The 15,346-nt window shown below is 71.5% G+C and carries 13 protein-coding genes and 1 pseudogene; 5 read left to right on the top strand and 9 right to left on the bottom strand.

What is annotated here, in order from left to right:
- Positions 1–21: 21 nt before the first annotated feature.
- Positions 22–813: a thioesterase family protein gene (locus ACFY1U_RS21665; RefSeq protein ID WP_390695741.1), complete on the top strand. Its 792-nt coding sequence runs from the start codon at positions 22–24 to the stop codon at positions 811–813.
- A gap of 19 nt (positions 814–832) precedes the next feature.
- Here ACFY1U_RS21665 and ACFY1U_RS21660 read toward each other — a convergent pair whose 3' ends face one another.
- Both ACFY1U_RS21660 and ACFY1U_RS21655 read right to left on the bottom strand, forming a co-directional pair.
- Positions 833–1,522 (bottom strand): response regulator, encoded by a 690-nt coding sequence (locus ACFY1U_RS21660; protein ID WP_390695740.1) that lies wholly within the window; start codon positions 1,520–1,522, stop codon positions 833–835.
- Positions 1,519–3,183, bottom strand: coding sequence for an ATP-binding protein (locus ACFY1U_RS21655; protein WP_390695739.1), 1,665 nt, complete (start codon positions 3,181–3,183; stop codon positions 1,519–1,521). The genes ACFY1U_RS21660 and ACFY1U_RS21655 overlap by 4 nt, the downstream gene beginning before the upstream one ends.
- 236 nt (positions 3,184–3,419) lie before the next feature.
- Here ACFY1U_RS21655 and ACFY1U_RS21650 point away from each other — a divergent pair, with 236 nt between their 5' ends.
- The 3 genes from ACFY1U_RS21650 (at position 3,420) to ACFY1U_RS21640 (ending at position 6,310) form a co-directional block, all read left to right on the top strand.
- A complete protein-coding gene (locus ACFY1U_RS21650; protein ID WP_390695738.1) occupies positions 3,420–4,280 on the top strand; it encodes an ABC transporter ATP-binding protein in 861 nt (286 codons plus the stop codon).
- Positions 4,277–5,155 carry an ABC transporter permease gene (locus ACFY1U_RS21645; protein ID WP_390695737.1) on the top strand — a complete coding sequence of 293 codons (879 nt, stop codon included), beginning with the start codon at positions 4,277–4,279 and terminating at the stop codon, positions 5,153–5,155. Before ACFY1U_RS21650 ends, ACFY1U_RS21645 begins: the two co-directional genes overlap by 4 nt.
- A 69-nt stretch (positions 5,156–5,224) precedes the next feature.
- Positions 5,225–6,310 (top strand): ABC transporter substrate-binding protein, encoded by a 1,086-nt coding sequence (locus tag ACFY1U_RS21640; RefSeq protein ID WP_390695736.1) that lies wholly within the window; start codon positions 5,225–5,227, stop codon positions 6,308–6,310.
- 88 nt (positions 6,311–6,398) lie between these two features.
- On the opposite strand, the gene ACFY1U_RS21635 is transcribed toward ACFY1U_RS21640, so the two are convergent.
- From ACFY1U_RS21635 to ACFY1U_RS21620, 4 genes are read right to left on the bottom strand one after another with little or no spacing between them, the layout of a single operon-like run.
- Positions 6,399–7,067: a response regulator gene (locus tag ACFY1U_RS21635; RefSeq protein ID WP_390695735.1), complete on the bottom strand. Its 669-nt coding sequence runs from the start codon at positions 7,065–7,067 to the stop codon at positions 6,399–6,401.
- On the bottom strand, positions 7,064–8,335 hold the full coding sequence (locus tag ACFY1U_RS21630) for a sensor histidine kinase (RefSeq protein ID WP_390695734.1): 1,272 nt from the start codon (positions 8,333–8,335) through the stop codon (positions 7,064–7,066). The genes ACFY1U_RS21635 and ACFY1U_RS21630 overlap by 4 nt, the downstream gene beginning before the upstream one ends.
- A 23-nt stretch (positions 8,336–8,358) precedes the next feature.
- Entirely contained in the window at positions 8,359–9,198 is an 840-nt protein-coding gene (locus tag ACFY1U_RS21625; protein WP_390695733.1) for an ABC transporter permease, read from the bottom strand.
- Complete coding sequence (locus tag ACFY1U_RS21620; protein ID WP_390695732.1) at positions 9,195–10,133, bottom strand: ABC transporter ATP-binding protein; 939 nt, start codon at positions 10,131–10,133, stop codon at positions 9,195–9,197. Before ACFY1U_RS21620 ends, ACFY1U_RS21625 begins: the two co-directional genes overlap by 4 nt.
- A 144-nt stretch (positions 10,134–10,277) precedes the next feature.
- Here ACFY1U_RS21620 and ACFY1U_RS21615 point away from each other — a divergent pair.
- Positions 10,278–11,249, top strand: a pseudogene (locus ACFY1U_RS21615) (D-alanyl-D-alanine carboxypeptidase family protein); the annotation flags it as partial.
- An 83-nt stretch (positions 11,250–11,332) separates the two neighbouring features.
- Here ACFY1U_RS21615 and ACFY1U_RS21610 read toward each other — a convergent pair.
- From ACFY1U_RS21610 to ACFY1U_RS21600, 3 genes are all read right to left on the bottom strand, one after another.
- Positions 11,333–12,679 carry a glycosyltransferase 87 family protein gene (locus ACFY1U_RS21610; RefSeq protein WP_390695731.1) on the bottom strand — a complete coding sequence of 449 codons (1,347 nt, stop codon included), beginning with the start codon at positions 12,677–12,679 and terminating at the stop codon, positions 11,333–11,335.
- A complete protein-coding gene (gene mptB / locus ACFY1U_RS21605) occupies positions 12,676–14,070 on the bottom strand; it encodes a polyprenol phosphomannose-dependent alpha 1,6 mannosyltransferase MptB (protein ID WP_390695730.1) in 1,395 nt (464 codons plus the stop codon). The genes ACFY1U_RS21610 and mptB overlap by 4 nt, the downstream gene beginning before the upstream one ends.
- A 198-nt stretch (positions 14,071–14,268) precedes the next feature.
- A complete protein-coding gene (locus tag ACFY1U_RS21600; RefSeq protein ID WP_390695729.1) occupies positions 14,269–15,207 on the bottom strand; it encodes a glutaminase in 939 nt (312 codons plus the stop codon).
- Positions 15,208–15,346: the final 139 nt, after the last annotated feature.

Genomic DNA, 15,346 nt, shown 5'->3' with positions numbered 1-15,346 from the left:
TCCCCTCCAGGAGAAACACCCTTGACCCCCGACAGCTACTACGAGCCCATCGCCGACCACCGCTACAAGCCGACGACGCATGCCGGCGGAGCGTGGGCGCCGGACGAGCAGCACTTCAGTCCGCTGGGCGGGCTCGTGGTGCACGCCCTCGACCGCCACCGGGCCGGCCGTCCGGACGACGGCCTGGTGCTCTCCCGGATCAGCTACGACATCCTGGGCCGCCTCGCGCTCGACGAGTGCGAGATCGAGGTGGAGACCGTCCGCCCCGGCCGGACCATCGAGCTCCTCGAAGCCGTCGTACGGATCGCCGGCCGCCCGGTCGTCCGGGCCCGTGCCTGGTTCCTGGCCGCCCTCGACACCTCCGCGGTCGCGGGTGGCCCCGAGGACTGTCTCGCCCCGCCCGAGTCACTCGCACCGTGGCCGATGTCCGACGTCTGGCCCGGCGGCTACATCGACTCGGTGGAGGTCCGCCCGGTCGCACCGCCCCGGCCCGGCCGTACGGCCGCCTGGATCTCCACACCCCTGGACCTGGTCGCCGGCGTTCCGGTCACCCCGCTCGCGTCGTATCTCGCCCTGGTGGACACCGCCAACGGCATCGCCGTCCGGCAGCCGCCCGGCGCGTGGATGTTCCCCAACGTCGATCTGACCGTCCATCTGCACCGTCAGCCGCAGGGCTCCTGGACCGGGCTGGACACCTCGGTCACCTTCGGCCCGTCCGGCCAGGGCCTCACCAGCACCGTCCTGCACGACGTCGACGGCCCGGTCGGACACGCCCAGCAGATTCTCACGGTCAGGCCGCTGCCCGGGACGTGAGGGGGCCGGGGTGCCCGGCTCAGCGGACGATCCGGTAGAGGTGTTCGGGACGGCCGGTGGTTCCGTAGCGAAGTTCGAGCCGGACCATCCCCTCCCGTACCAGGTACGAGAGATAGCGCTGGGCCGTGGCACGGGAGACGCCGGTGAGTTCGGCGGCCTGGGCCGCGGACAGGGACTCCTGGGCGGTGCGCAGCACCTGGTGGAGGAGCGCCAGGGTGGGCGCGGAGTGCCCCTTGGCCGGAACCCGGGGCACGGCCGGCGGGCGGGCGGCGCTGAAAAGGGCGTCCACGTCGGCCTGGTCCGTTCGCGGGGCGAGGCCCAGGGCGTCCACGCGGTGCTGGAGTTCGCGGTAGGCGGTGAGCCGCTCGGCCAGGTCGGCGGCGCCGAACGGCTTGACCAGGTAGCCCACGGCACCGAGCTTCATGGCGGTCCGCACCGAGGTGATGTCCCGGTCCGCGGTGATCATGATCGCGTCGGGCCGGGCGCCGCCCGCGTCCCCGCTGAGCTGCCGCAGCACATCCAGTCCGCTGCCGTCCGGCAGGAAGATGTCGAGCAGCAGCAGATCGGGGTGAAGGCCGCTCACGGCGTCCAGGGTCTCGGCCACCGTCGCCGCGCGGCCGACCACCTCGAAGCCCTCTACGCGGGAGGCGTAGTCGCGGTGGATGTCGCTGACCCGGAAGTCGTCGTCCACCACCAGGATCCTGATCATCCGCGGTCACCTCCGGTCGGCGAGGCCGTCGTGAACTGTGCTTCTCGTGGTGCGCGAGTGGTGTCCGGCAGCGGTAGTACGACGGTGAAGACGGCGCCCGGGCCCTCACTGACCGTGATGGTCCCGCCGTGCCGCGCGGCCAGTCGGTGGACCAGGGCCAGGCCGAGGCCCCGCCGGGCGGTGCCCCGGTCGGGCCGGGTCGACCAGCCGTCCTCGAAGATCGACTCGGCGGCGCCCGGCGGGACCCCCGGACCGCTGTCGGCGACCCGCACCAGCACCTGGTCGACGGCTTCCACCAACGAGAGCCGCACCTCGCGGCCGCCCGCCGCAGGCGGTCCTCCGGCCGCCGCGTCGATCGCGTTGTCCAGCAGGTTGCCGACGATGGTCAGCAGCCGGCGCAGATGCGGCGGGTCCTCGCCGAGCGCGGAGTCGTCGCTGAGTTCCATGCGCACCCCGCGTTCCGCGGCCACCGTGGTCTTGGCGACGATCAGTCCGACGAGCAGCGGGTTGCCGATCCGTTCGCGTACGGACTCGGTCAGCGCCTGGTCGGCGCCGGCCGACTCGACGGCGTATGCGTAGGCGGCGTCGTGATCGCCGATGTCCAGCAGCCCGGCCAGGGTGTGCATACGGTTGGTGAACTCGTGCTGCTGGGCGCGCAGGGCGTCGGTCAGCCCGCGTACGGAGTCCAGTTCGCGCAGCAGCCCGATCAGCTCGGTGCGGTCGCGCACGGTGACCACCGCGCCCAGTTCACGCCCATGCAGGGTCACCGGCATCCGGTTGACCACCAGGCAGTGGTCGTCGGTCAGCACATTGAGATCGGCGCCGGTCAGGGTGCCGTCCAGGGCGCGGCGCAGCCGGCCGTCGGGCAGCACCTCCTCGAGCGTGCTGCCGAGCGCCGTGCCGAGGCCCAGCAGGCCCCGGGCCTCGTCGTTGACGACGGTGATCCTGCCGTCGGGGTCGAAGGCGATGACGCCCTCGCGGATGCCGTGCAGCATCGCCTCACGGTCCTGCAGCAGTCCGGCGATCTCCTCGAGTTCCAGGCCGAACGTCGTCCGCTTCAGCCGCCTGGCCAGCAGGAACGCGGCGGCCGAGCCCAGGGCGACGGCGATCGCGGAGTACAGGGCGAAGGTGGGCAGCTCGCGCCACAGCTCGCCCAGCACATAGTGCTCGGGGATGCCCGCCGACACCTCGCCGACCAGCCTGCCGTCGGGCGCCCTCAGCGGCGCCTTGCCATTGGCGGACCGCCCGGTGGCGCCCTGGTCGGTGCCGACGTGCGACTTCCCGTCAAGGACCACGATCTGGTCGCCCGTCGGCTCGCCGATCAGCGCCGGGTCGGGGTGGGAGTGGCGTACGCCGTGCAGGTCGAGCACGACCACATAGGACGCGCCCGACGCCTTGCGGATCCGCTCGGCGACGGTCTGCACGATGCCGTCGCCGCCCCCGTGCGCCATGGCCTGCCGGATCTGCGGGTCGGCGGCCGTGGTCTGGGCGATGTCCAATGCCCGCCCCTCGTAGGCTCGGTCGATCTCGGCCCGTTGCGCGAACGCGAACAGGATGAAGCCGATGACTCCGGTGAGGGTCAGGATGGCCAGCTGGTTGGCCAGGATCCGCGCGGAGAGCCTCCCCTTCCCGCCGCGGCCGATCCGGATACGGATGGGCATCACAGGTGCCTTAAGCCCTTGTCGTGCTGCCGGGCCCGGCCCCTTCGCCGTACCCGTGGTGGCGTGATTGTGTCCCACCGGGGAGTTTCTGCCCACCCCCCGCCCGCTGAGCAGAACGAGCAGAACCCCTTCGAATACGGCTAACGCGAGATACGTCTGAAACAGCGACGTAACGCCCGGTGTCCTTTTAGCGTCTGCCTTCCTCGACCTCCGAGGTTAGGAAGGAGAGGCCTCAGATGGCTTCGCGAAACGATGCGGCGGTGAGCCCGGTCGCCGAGAAGGCCGCCCAGGACAGCGCACGAGTCGAGATATCCGGGCTCACCAAACGATTTCTGACTCCTGCGGGTGAGGTGTTCACGGCACTGCAGGACGTTTCGTTCACCGTGGAGCCCGGCCAGTTCTGCGCGGTGGTGGGTCCGACCGGCTGCGGCAAGTCGACGACCCTGAGCATGGTGTCCGGGCTCGACCGGCCCAGCGAGGGTTCGGTCAAGGTGGGGGGCCGTGAGGTGGACGGCGTCACCGACGGCGTCAGCTTCATGTTCCAGGCCGACGCGCTGCTGCCCTGGAAGACCGTCCTCGGCAATGTGCTGATGGGTCCCGTCTTCCGCGGTGTACCCAAGCAGCAGGCCCAGGCCTCGGCACGCGACTGGCTGCGCCGGGTGGGCCTCACCGGGTTCGAGGACCGCTATCCCCACCAGCTCTCCGGCGGTATGCGCAAGCGCGTGGCGATGGCCGCGGCGCTGATCAACGAACCCCGGATCCTGATCATGGACGAGCCGTTCGGCGCCCTGGACGTGCAGACCAAGGCGATCATGTCGACCGAACTGCTCGGCCTGTGGGAGCAGATCCGGCCGTCGGTCATCTTCATCACCCACGACCTCGACGAGGCCGTGGCGCTCGCCGACCGGGTCGTCGTCATGACGTCCAGCCCCGGCTCGGTCAAGGCGGTCTTCGACATCGATCTGCCGCGCCCGCGCGGCTCGGTCCAGGAGATCCGCTTCCAGCCCCGCTTCATCGAACTTCAGCACCAGATCTGGGACTCGCTGCGCGAGGAGGTGGAGCGCGCCTACGCACGCACCGCAGGAGGTACGGCATGAGTACGACGTCCACCGCTTCCGCCGCTCAGGCCAACGACGGCACCCAGCTCTCGGCCGCGGCAGCCGCCAGGCGCAAGGTCCGCAAGGGCATCGCGCTGCAGTGGGCGGGCCGTATCGCCCTCGCGGCCATCGTCATCGGCGGCTGGCAGGCCTTCACCGCCTGGGGGATCGTCGACAAGTTCTTCTTCGGGCAGCCGACCGGCATCGCCAAGCGGCTGGTCGAACTCTTCCAGAAGGGCACCGAGAACGGGTCCTACTACGCGGACATCTGGACCACCGTCCAGGAGGCGATCATCGGCTTCGCCGTCGGGACGGTCTTCGGAGTGATCTTCGGCATCGCGCTGGGCCAGAGCCGCTACCTCTCCGGAGTGCTCGGTCCCTACATCAAGGTGGTCAACGCGATCCCCCGTATCGTGCTCGGCTCGATCTTCATGATCGCGTTCGGTATCGGTACGCTCCCGAAGGTCCTGCTCGCCGCGGTCCTGGTGTTCTTCATCGTCTTCTTCAACGCCTTCCAGGGCGTGCGTGAGGTCGACCGCAACATCCTCGCCAACGCCAAGGTGCTCGGCGCCTCGGAACTGCAGATCATCCGGCACGTCACCGTGCCGTCCGCGCTCACCTGGATCATCGCCAGCCTGCACAGCGCCTTCGGCTTCGCCATCGTCGGCGCGCTGGTCGGCGAGGTGCTCGGCGCGCAGAAGGGCCTCGGCCTGGTCATCAAGACCGCGCAGGACAACTTCGACCCCAATGGCGTGTTCGCGACCATGGTCGTCATCGCGGTGATCGTGCTCGGCGCGGAGTGGCTGCTCGGAAAGCTCGAACACCGGCTGCTCGCCTGGCGTCCGCCGGCCCCGTCCGAAGTCAGCTCCCTCTGACTCCGCCTGCGTCCACCCCCCTCTGTTTTCCCTCTCTTCTCACCCTCCCCTGAAGGAAAGTGGCCTGCCATGTCCAGACGACCCGCCGCCGTTGCCGCGTCTCTCCTCACCGTCCTCACCCTCGCTGCCGCCACCGCCTGTGGAGGCAACTCGGGCAGCTCCAGCAGCTCCAGCGGCACGCCGACCGTCAAACTCATGGTCGGCGGCATCGACAAGCAGATCTACCTCCCCTACGAGCTCGCCCAGAACCTCGGCTTCTACAAGAAGTACGGCGTCAACGTCTCGCTGAGCACCGAGCAGCAGGGCGGTCTCGGCGCTGAGGACGCCCTGGCCTCCGGGCAGGTGGACATGGCGGGCGCCTGGTACGTCCACACCATCGACTTCCAGGTGAAGGGCAAGGCGGTGGAAGGCATCGTCCAGCTGTCCGGCGCGCCGGGCGAGCGGGAGATGTGTGTCCCGAAGAGCGGTGTCCACTCCGGTGCGGACTTCAAGGGGAAGACGCTCGGCGTCACCGACATCGGGTCCGGCACCGACATGCTCACCCAGTTCATGGCCGCGCAGAAGGGCGTCAAGGCCAACCAGTTCAGCCGGATCGGCGTCAGCCAGGGCGCCACGGCCATCGCCGCGCTGCAGAACGGCAAGACCGCCTGCGTCATGACGACGCAGCCGACGGTGGCCGCGATCGAGAAGAAGGGCATCGGCACCTCGGCGATCGACCTGGCCACCACCGCGGGCGCCCAGTCGGCGCTCGGCGGCACCTGGCCGGCAGCGACCGTCCTCGCCCAGACCAGCTGGGTCAACTCGCACAAGGACGCGGCGCAGAAGGTCGTCGACGCGCTCGTCGCCACCATGCACTGGATCAACACGCACAGCGCGGCCGACATCGCGAACAAGCTGCCGCAGTCGTACGTGTCGAACCAGCTGGTGACGAAGGCCGACTACATCAAGGCCCTGGACCAGGACAAGGGACAGTTCCTCCCGGACGGCATCATGCCCGCCGGCGGCCCGAAGACCGTTCTGGCCTCCGAGGAACTCGTCGGCCACGCGACCTCGAAGGTGAACCTCGGTACGACCTTCACCAATGAGTTCGCTCTCAAGGCCAACAAGACCGAGGGCTTCAAGACCACCACGACCCCGGCGGGCTCGAACGGCTGAGTCCCACCGGCCACGACAGACACCGATGCCCCGCCAGAGAGTCCGGCGGGGCATCACTTCACGGCCGGGGTTGCGGAGGCCGGGACGTTCAGTCCGTGGCCGGCCGCGCGAGTCCGAGGTCGTAGGCGAAGATCACGGCCTGGATGCGGTCCCGGGCACCGATCTTGGCGAGGACGCGGCCCACATGGGTCTTGACGGTGGACTCGGACAGCACGAAGTGCCCGGCGATCTCGCCATTGGTCCAGCCCTTGCCGACGGCGACGAGGATCTCGCGCTCGCGGTCGGTGAGGGAGCTCAGCCTCGGGTCCTCGTCGAGGTCGCCCCGGTGCGCGGGGACGTACTGGGCGAACTCGTCCAGGAGGCGGCGGGTGAGTGCGGGCGCGATCACCGCGTCGCCGATCGCGACGGCGCGGATGCCCGCGAGGAGTTCCTCGGGGCGCGCGTCCTTGAGCAGGAAGCCGCTGGCCCCGGCGCGCAGGGCGGCGTGGACGTACTCGTCGAGGTCGAAGGTGGTGAGTACGAGGACACGCGAACGCTCGCCGGCGGCGACGATGCGGCGGGTGGCCTCGATGCCGTCCATGCCGGGCATCCGGATGTCCATCAGGACGACGTCCGGGCGCAGTTCGGCGGCCTTGCGGACGGCCTCGGCGCCGTGGGCGGCCTCCCCGACGACCTCGGTCTCGGGGACGGAGTCCAGGAGGATGCGGAAGCCGTAGCGTTGCAGCGGCTGGTCGTCCACGACGAGCACCGTGGTCACCGGACACCGCCCTGTGGCGTGAGGTCGAGGACGGCCTCGACGCTCCAGCCTCCGCCGCCCGCCGGTCCCGCGCTGACGGTCCCGCCGTAGAGCGCCGCCCTCTCCCGCATGCCCACCAGTCCGTGCCCTTCTTCGTGCGGCCCCGGCGGTGTCGCCGGGCCGGTGTCCTGGACCCGGATGGTCAGCCGGGTGTCCGTCTCGATGATCGCCAGGTGTACGCGGGTTCCGGCGTCGGCGTGTTTGAGGGTGTTGGTGAGGGCTTCCTGGACGATGCGATACGCCGTCAGCTGTACCCCGCTGTCGAGGGCGTCCACGTCGCCGGAGGTCCGGTAGACGACCTCCAGTCCGGCGGCGCGCACCTTGGCGCACAGGGCGTCGATGTCCGCGATGCCGGGCTGCGGGCTGAGCTCGGGCCCGGCCGGGGGGCCGTCCGCCGCCTCGCGCAGCACACCGAGTACGCGCCGCAGCTCACCGAGGGCCTGGCGGCCGGTGTCGCCGATGAGCTGGAGGGCCTCCTTGCCGCGTTCGGGTGCGGTGTCGGTGGCGTAGGCACCGGCGTCGGCGAGCGTGATGATGACGGACAGGTTGTGGCCGACGATGTCGTGCATCTCGCGGGCGACCCGGGTGCGTTCGGTGACCGCGGCCAGCCTGCTGCGCTGGTCGCGCTCGACCTCCAGCCGGGCGGCCCGCTCCCGCAGTCCGGCCAGCTGAGCCCGGCGGATGCGGACCATCAGGCCGAGCGCGAGGGCCGCGGTCGTGGTGCTCAGCAGGAAGAACAGCGCGTCCCAGACGGACATGGCCGCGGACACCCGCAGGGCGACCAGCACCATGGCACCCGCCATGGCGGCGCAGGCCCACGGCAGCTGCTTCAGCCGCCCGTGCAGGGCCAGGCTGTACAGGGCGACGAAGAGGGCGACGTCGGCGCGCAGTGCCGCACCCACGGACCACTGCAGGACGAACACGGCGGCGATGACACCGAAGGCCGCCAGGGGCCTGCGCCGCCGCCACAGCAGCGGCAGCACCAGTCCGGCCTGCAGGGCCAGCATCCCGGCGAGGGGCAGCTGGGTGAAGGCGAGCCGGAAGCGGCGCGGGCCGTCGCCGTCCCCGCTGTGCAGCAGGTCGGCGAGGCAGAACATCAGGAAGACCAGGACCACGACCGCGGTGTCCAGCACCCACGGACGGATCCGGTCGGCCTGCCTGAGCCGCTGGCCGCCCCGGGCCATGCGGGCGACCAGCGGTCCCATCCCGCTGATGTCATCGGTGGTCACGGACGTCACCTGTCCATGGTGCGTCAGACGTCGCTGCGCGCGAGCCGGTAGGCCGCGCCGGCCAGCGCCAGCGCCGTCCAGCCGAGGAAGACCAGCAGCCCCGCGCCGGGCGACAGGGTCGTCGAGTCGTGGGTCAGGGCGAACATCGACTCTCCTGCGTGGGACGGCAGGTAGGGGCTGATGTTGTCCTGCCAGGAGCTCGGCAGCAACGAGATGAGTCCCGGGATCAGCATGAAGGTGGCCACCAGCACCGAGATCCCGCCGGCCACCGACCGCAGCAGCGCGCCCAGCGCGGTGCCGATCACCGCGACCAGGCCGAGGTACAGCCCGGCGCCCAGCAGGCTGCGCAGGACACCCGCGTGCGAGAGGCCCATGGCCGCGGGCGTACCCGAGACGATCCCGCTGCCGAACAGGAAGGCGACGAATGCGCCGAGCGTCCCCACCGCCAGCGCGACCAGCCCGAACACCGTCGCCTTGGACCACAGCACGGGCAGCCTGCGGGGCACCGCCGCGAGCGTGGAGCGGATCATGCCGGTGGAGTACTCCCCCGCCGTGACGAGCACGCCGAGGACTCCGAGGGCCAGCTGGGCGAAGTTGGTACCGAAGAGGGACAGGCTCACGGCCGTCGAGGTGGCGAAGTCGCGGTCCATGTGGCCGGAGTTGATCCCGGACTTGTACCGGCTCGCGGCGATCAGTCCGAACGCCACCAGGAACAGCAGGCCGAGGCCCAGGGTGATCCAGGTCGAGCGCAGGGACCACAGCTTGGCCCACTCCGAGGACAGCACGCGCCGTCCGGTCACCCGGTAGGCGGGGCGGGCCGGTGCGGTGCGGGGTTCTTCGGCGGTTGCGGTGAGGGTGCTCATGCCGGCCTCCCGAGGGTCTCGATCCCGGTCGTGGATCCGTGGTACTCCACGGCCTCCCTGGTCAGGTCCATGAATGCCTCCTCCAGCGACACCGTCCTCGCGCTCAGCTCGAACAGTGGTATCCCGTGCTCGGCCGCCTTCAGGCCGATGCTGCGGGCACTCAGCCCGGTCACCTGCAGTTCCTCGGAGCCCACGCGCCCCGTGATGTCCACACCCGGTCCCGCCAGGACGTCCCGCAGCCGGGCCGGGTCCTGGGTGGCGACCTTCACCGTGTCGCCGCCCGCCTCGCGGATCAGGTCCCCCACGGTGGTGTCGGCCAGCAGGCGTCCCCGGCCCACGATGATGAGATGGTCCGCCACCAGCGCCATCTCGCTCATCAGATGCGAGGAGACGAACACCGTGCGGCCCTCGTCGGCGAGCGCCTTGAGCAGGTTGCGGATCCAGAGGACACCCTCCGGGTCCAGTCCGTTGACCGGCTCGTCCAGCATCACCGTCTGCGGATCGCCCAGCAGCGCCGCCGCGATGCCCAGCCGCTGGCCCATCCCGAGGGAGAAGGCACCGGCCCGCTTCTTGGCCACACTGGCAAGGCCGGCGAGGTCGATGACCTCGTCGACCCGGCGGCGCGGTATGCCGTGGGTCAGCGCGAGGGCCTTCAGGTGGTTGTACGCCGAGCGGCCCGGGTGGATCGACTTCGCCTCCAGCAGGGCCCCGACCTCCTGGAGCGGGGCCCGGTGGCGGGCGTAGTGGTGGCCGTTCACGGTGACGGAGCCGCTCGTCGGGGCGTCGAGTCCGACGATCATGCGCATGGTGGTGGACTTGCCCGCGCCGTTGGGCCCGAGGAAGCCGGTCACCGTGCCCGGCTTCACGACGAAGTCGAGCCCGTCCACGGCCGTCTTGTCGCCGTACCTCTTGGTCAGCTGCCGTGCGTCGATCATTCGCGTTCTCTCTGTCGGCTTACGGCGTCCTTCGCTTCCGACGCCTCACCGGCAACGCTAGGAGCCGATCCGCCCGATCCCGTGGTACCGGGAGGCCGACCCGCGCTGAGCGCGTAGTACCGCGGTACTACGCGGCTACCGTGTGTGTCCGCGTTCGTGGGCTCCCCGTGGCCCGGCACACGTCGGTGCGCCGCGCGGGCCCCGCACTGCGGCATCCGGGTGCTGGAGCCCCGCCCCCGGCCCGGTCACCGTCTCGTATGCCAGGCCGATTCCTACGTTGATCGTGTGATCATCCATTTCTCGTCCCGAACGGCCGTCACCGCCTGCGCGCTCTGTGCGGCCGGCGTCCTGGCGGTGACCCCCGTCGCCGTCGCCGCCGACACGGAGCCCACCCCGCCCGGCGTGCCGCGGGCGGCGCTGCCGGATCCGTCGTTCCTGTATCGCGAGGGCACCCAGGTGCGGCCCCATCACGGTGCGCCTCGGCTTCCGGACGTGTCCGCGTTGTCCTGGCTGGTGGCGGACGCCCGCAGCGGGGACGTGCTGGCCGCGCGCGAGGCCCATCGCAAGCTGCCGCCCGCCAGCACGCTGAAGACCCTGTTCGCGCTGACCGTGCTGCCGGCGCTGCCGGCGGGCGCCCGGCACACGGTGCGGGAGGAGGAGTTGGAGGACATCGGTGAGGGCAGCAGCAGGGTCGGGGTCGCCGAGGGGCGGACGTACCGGATCGCCGATCTGTGGCGCGGGGTCTTCCTCAACTCCGGCAACGACGCCGTGGACGTGCTGGCCTCCCTGAACGGCGGCTGGCAGACGACGGCCGAGCAGATGCAGGCCAGGGCCCGCGCGCTGGGCGCCCGCGACACGCAGGTGCGGTCGCCCGACGGGTACGACACGCCGGGCCAGGTGTCGTCGGCGTACGACCTGGCGGTGTTCGGCCGGGCGGGGCTGCGCATTCCGGACTTCGCGCGGTACTGCGGTACGGCGGTGGCGAGGTTCCCGGACGGGAGCGGCTGGTCGTACGAGATCAAGAACACCAACCGGCTGCTGACCGGGGCGGACGGTGTGGAGCCGTACCCGGGGCTGATCGGCGTCAAGAACGGCTACACCAGCAACGCGGGCAACACGCTCGTCGCCGCCGCCGGCCGGGGCGGGCGCACCCTCGTGGTCACCGTGATGAACCCGCAGGCGGGCGGCGGTTTCACCGTCTACGAAGAGGCACGGGAACTGCTCGACTGGGGGTTCGAGGCCGCTGGGCGGGTCGAACCGGTGGGCTCGCTGGACGCGTTGCTGGACAAGCCCCGCCCGGGGCCGCGCGCCACGCCGGTGGCGGTCGCGCCGGACGGCGGGCCGGGATGGCCGACGGCGGGCGTCGTCTCGGGTGCCGCCGTGCTCGGCGCGGGGGCGGTCGTGCTGGTGTTGCGCCGCAAGGGCGGGCTGTCGGCGCGGAGTTGACCCACCGGCAGCCACAGCAGCAGTCCCAGGGTGATCCAGGTGTAGGTGTTGCTGCCGAGGAAACCGTCGATGCCGGACGCGTCGTGGAACCAGAGCCACACCACGCTGGTGCACAGCACCGCGTACAGGGCGCCCGTGACGCGCGGGTGCCCGGCGCGGATCAGTACCGCGAAGGACGGCAGCAGCCACACCAGATGGTGCACCCAGGTGATGGGGCTGACGAGGCAGGCGGTCAGGCCGGTGAGGGCGAAGGCGGCCGGCCAGTCGGCGGCGACGACGGCCCGGCGGGTGCGCCAGGCCCAGACGCCGAGGACCACCAGGACCGCGGCGGCCCACACCGCGCGGTCCGCCACGCCGAGCCGGGCCAGGATGCCCTGCAGCGACTGGTTGGAGACGTAGTCGAGGCGGCCCACCCGGTCCGTGTCCCACAGGGCCTCGGTCCAGTAGAACCGGGAGGCGTCCGGGGCCACGAAGGCGGCGAGGCCTGTCGCCGCCGCGGTGACGGCCGTCGCGACCACCGCGGCACGCCGGCGGCCGGCGAGCAGGAGCAGGCCGATGAAGAGTGCGGGCGTGAGTTTCACCGCGGCCGCCAGGCCGATGCCGACGCCCGCCCAGCGCTCCCGCCCAGTCGTGAGCAGCCAGGCGTCGGTGAGAACGAGCGCCAGCAGGAGGACGTTGACCTGGCCGAAGCTGAAGGTGTCGCGGAGCGGTTCGAACAGGGCGAGCAGGCACGCGCCCAGGGCGCAGCCGAACCAGCCGTAGCGGCGCCAGGCCCCCTCGGTGAGGATGTGCAGGACCCAGGCCAGGGCTGCCAGGTTGAGCAGCAGGGATCCGGCGATCGCCGTGCGCAGCCCGACGAGGGTCATGGGCAGCATGCTGACGGCGGCGAACGGCGGGTAGGTGAAGCCGTATGCCGTCCCCGGCACCCGGTAGTCGTAGAGCCGTCCGCCGTGGTGGATCCAGCTGTTGACGGCGCCGTAGTACACGCGCAGGTCGAACCAGTCACGCAGCAGCGGCACGGTCGCGGTGAAGGCGGTGACGGACGCGGCGAGGGCGAGGACCAGGAGCAGTCGGCCGCGGTCGGTGCGGGGCAGGGTCATGCGGTTTCTCCCAGGGCGGGCGCGTGGGCCGCCTGGTGGACCTGCCAGAGGACCACCACGGCCAGCGCCCCGCCGGAGACGGCCAGCATCAGCTGACCGCTGTCGACCGGCCCGCCGCTCGGCAGGGTGGCGAGCGCGAGCACGCCCGTCACGGCCGCCACCCGGTGCCGGACCGAGGCGGTGGGTGCCGCGGCGGCGATGAGGAACAGCCCCCACAGGGCGTACCAGGGGCGGATCGCCGGGCCGAAGGCCGCCACGGCCGCGAGGCTCAGGCCGAGCGCGTAGACCGGGCGGGGGCGCAGCCGCCACCATATGGCCGCTATCAGCAGCGCGGTGATCGCAAGGCCGAGCAGATGCCAGACCGGAAGGGCGAGCGGGGCGAGGTCGCTGCCGAGGCGCTCCAGCATGGCTCCGGTGGCGCGGCCGAGGAGGCTCGTCAGGGCCCAGTTGTGCGGGGAGACGGGGGTGTCCAGAGCGGCTATCCAGCCGTATCCCGTACCGGCGACGGCTGTTGCGGCGACCGTGGTGACCGCGGCGGCCAGGGCGGTCGACAGGGCGGCCTTCGCCGGGCGCTGCCCGGCCCGCACCTGAAGGACGACCACCGCGGCGAGCCCGAGCACGGCGGGTGCCTTGACCAGGGCCGCGAGGGTGACGAACACGGCGCCGAGGACCGGCCACCGGCCCAGTGCCGCGACCAGGCCGACACCGAGCAGGCCGAGCATGATGGCGTCGTTGTGGGCGCCGGCGACCAGGTGGAGCAACACCAGCGGATTGAGCGCGCCGAGCCAGAGCGCGGCGGCCGGATCGGCGCCGCTGTGCCGGGCGAGCCGGGGCAGCGCGGCCGCCATCAGCGCCACGCCGAGCAGTGCGACCAGCCGCATCCCGACCAGCCCGGCGGGGAGTTCGCCGCGGGTCAGGCCGGACAGCGCGGAGGCGACGGCGAGGAACACCGGGCCGTAGGGGGCGCCTGTGTGCTGCCACAGCGGGGCGACCTCGTCGGCGAGCGGGCCGCCCAGCTGGGCGGGCCCGTATGCGTAGACGTCCATGTGGGCGTCGACCATGGCGCCCTGCGCGAGGTAGCTGTAGACGTCCCGGCTGAACAGCGGCGGGGCCAGCAGCAGCGGGGCCGCCCAGACGGCGAGCACGAGCAGCAGTTCGCGCGGGGTGGGCGCGTCGGCGCTGCGCACGAGACGCCCGAGCAGCAACCAGGCGGCAATCAGCAGCACCACGCCGAAGTACACACCGACCAGGCCCAGGGCCGCGCGGGCGGTCGCCGGGGCCAGGAGATCCCGCACGGGCAGGGCACCGGCCGTCTCACCTCCCAGCGCGAGGAATGCGGTGCCGGCCAGGCCCAGAACCTGACAGCGGCGGAGATCGACGGGGAAAGCCATGGCCAACACTCGGGAAGCGTGTCAACGCCGGGTGGCCGGAAGTTGACGCGCCGCCTTCGGAGCGGGGACCTGCGTGTGACCGGCACGTGATCGCACGGGCGCAGCGACCCCCCTGGGGGCAGCGCCGGCCGACCGAGTCCTGTGCTGAAGCACCGGTTCGGCCCGGGACCGAGCCGCCGGTTCAACCGAGCCGCCGGTTCAGAACACCGACAGGCCGGTCAGGGTCGTGAAGCGGTCCAGCGCCGCGACGCCCGCCACCGAGTTGCCGCGCTCGTCGAGGCCGGGGCTCCACACGCACAGGGTGCAGCGGCCGGGGACGACCGCGATGATGCCGCCACCGACGCCGCTCTTGCCGGGCAGGCCCACGCGGTAGGCGAATTCGCCCGCCGCGTCATAGGTACCGCAGGTCAGCATCACCGCGTTGACCTGCTTGGCCTGGCTCTGGGACAGCAGCCGGCCGCCGTCGGCGCGGATGCCGTGGCGGGCCAGGAAGCCGGTGGCGAGGGCGAGGTCCGCACAGGACGCGGTGAGGGAGCACTGGCGGAAGTACTGGTCGAGCAGCACCGGGATCGGGTTGTCGATGTTGCCGTAGGACGCCATGAAATGGGCGAGGGCGGCGTTGCGGTCGCCGTGTGCCGACTCGGAGGCGGCGACGTCCTTGTCGAAGTCCAGGGCCGGGTTGCCGCTCTCGGTGCGCAGGAAGGCCAGCAGTTCGCCCGCCGCGTCTCCGGTGCGGGTCTGCAGGCGGTCCGTGACGACGAGGGCGCCCGCGTTGATGAACGGGTTGCGCGGGATGCCGTTCTCGTACTCCAGCTGGATCAGGGAGTTGAAGGGATTGCCGGAGGGCTCACGGCCGACGTGCTCCCACAGTTCGTCGCCCTCGCGGGCCAGGTCGAGAGCGAGGGTGAAGACTTTGGTGATGGACTGCGTGGAGAACGGCTCGCGCCAGTCCCCCACGCCGTACACCGTGCCGTCCAGTTCCGCGACGGCCATGCCGAAGCGGCGCGGGTCGCAGGCCGCGAGTGCCGGGATGTAGTCGGCGGGGCGGCCGCGGCCGGGGGTGCGCTCGATCTCTTCTGCGATGCGCTCCAGGATCGGCTGGAAGGAGTGGGACGACGTCGTTGTCATGATCACCATGATGCCGCACCCGTGTCTGGTGGTCCTTTCGACCCCATTCGCGACAACGGGCAGGAGTCCGATCAGGCATGTCTTGGCGCGAACTCCGCGTGCTGGCCCGCCAGTCCCGAGCCCGCACGTCAAGGTGAGGCGACGCGGT

It is taken from the genome of Streptomyces sp. NPDC001351 (assembly GCF_042896045.1).
Lineage (GTDB): Bacteria > Actinomycetota > Actinomycetes > Streptomycetales > Streptomycetaceae > Streptomyces.
The sequence above is the reverse complement of the archived record's forward strand: the minus strand, read 5'-3'. Positions and strand labels throughout refer to the sequence as shown.

What these genes read in the sequence shown, in the direction of transcription:
- ACFY1U_RS21645 (WP_390695737.1), top strand. Translation starts at nt 4,277, where the DNA reads ATGAGTACGACGTCCACCGCTTCCGCCGCTCAGGCCAACGACGGCACC.
- ACFY1U_RS21620 (WP_390695732.1), bottom strand. Translation starts at nt 10,133, where the DNA reads ATGATCGACGCACGGCAGCTGACCAAGAGGTACGGCGACAAGACGGCC.
- ACFY1U_RS21600 (WP_390695729.1), bottom strand. Translation starts at nt 15,207, where the DNA reads ATGGTGATCATGACAACGACGTCGTCCCACTCCTTCCAGCCGATCCTG.
- mptB (WP_390695730.1), bottom strand. Translation starts at nt 14,070, where the DNA reads ATGGCTTTCCCCGTCGATCTCCGCCGCTGTCAGGTTCTGGGCCTGGCC.
- ACFY1U_RS21640 (WP_390695736.1), top strand. Translation starts at nt 5,225, where the DNA reads ATGTCCAGACGACCCGCCGCCGTTGCCGCGTCTCTCCTCACCGTCCTC.
- ACFY1U_RS21625 (WP_390695733.1), bottom strand. Translation starts at nt 9,198, where the DNA reads ATGAGCACCCTCACCGCAACCGCCGAAGAACCCCGCACCGCACCGGCC.
- ACFY1U_RS21660 (WP_390695740.1), bottom strand. Translation starts at nt 1,522, where the DNA reads ATGATCAGGATCCTGGTGGTGGACGACGACTTCCGGGTCAGCGACATC.
- ACFY1U_RS21650 (WP_390695738.1), top strand. Translation starts at nt 3,420, where the DNA reads ATGGCTTCGCGAAACGATGCGGCGGTGAGCCCGGTCGCCGAGAAGGCC.
- ACFY1U_RS21655 (WP_390695739.1), bottom strand. Translation starts at nt 3,183, where the DNA reads ATGCCCATCCGTATCCGGATCGGCCGCGGCGGGAAGGGGAGGCTCTCC.
- ACFY1U_RS21610 (WP_390695731.1), bottom strand. Translation starts at nt 12,679, where the DNA reads ATGACCCTGCCCCGCACCGACCGCGGCCGACTGCTCCTGGTCCTCGCC.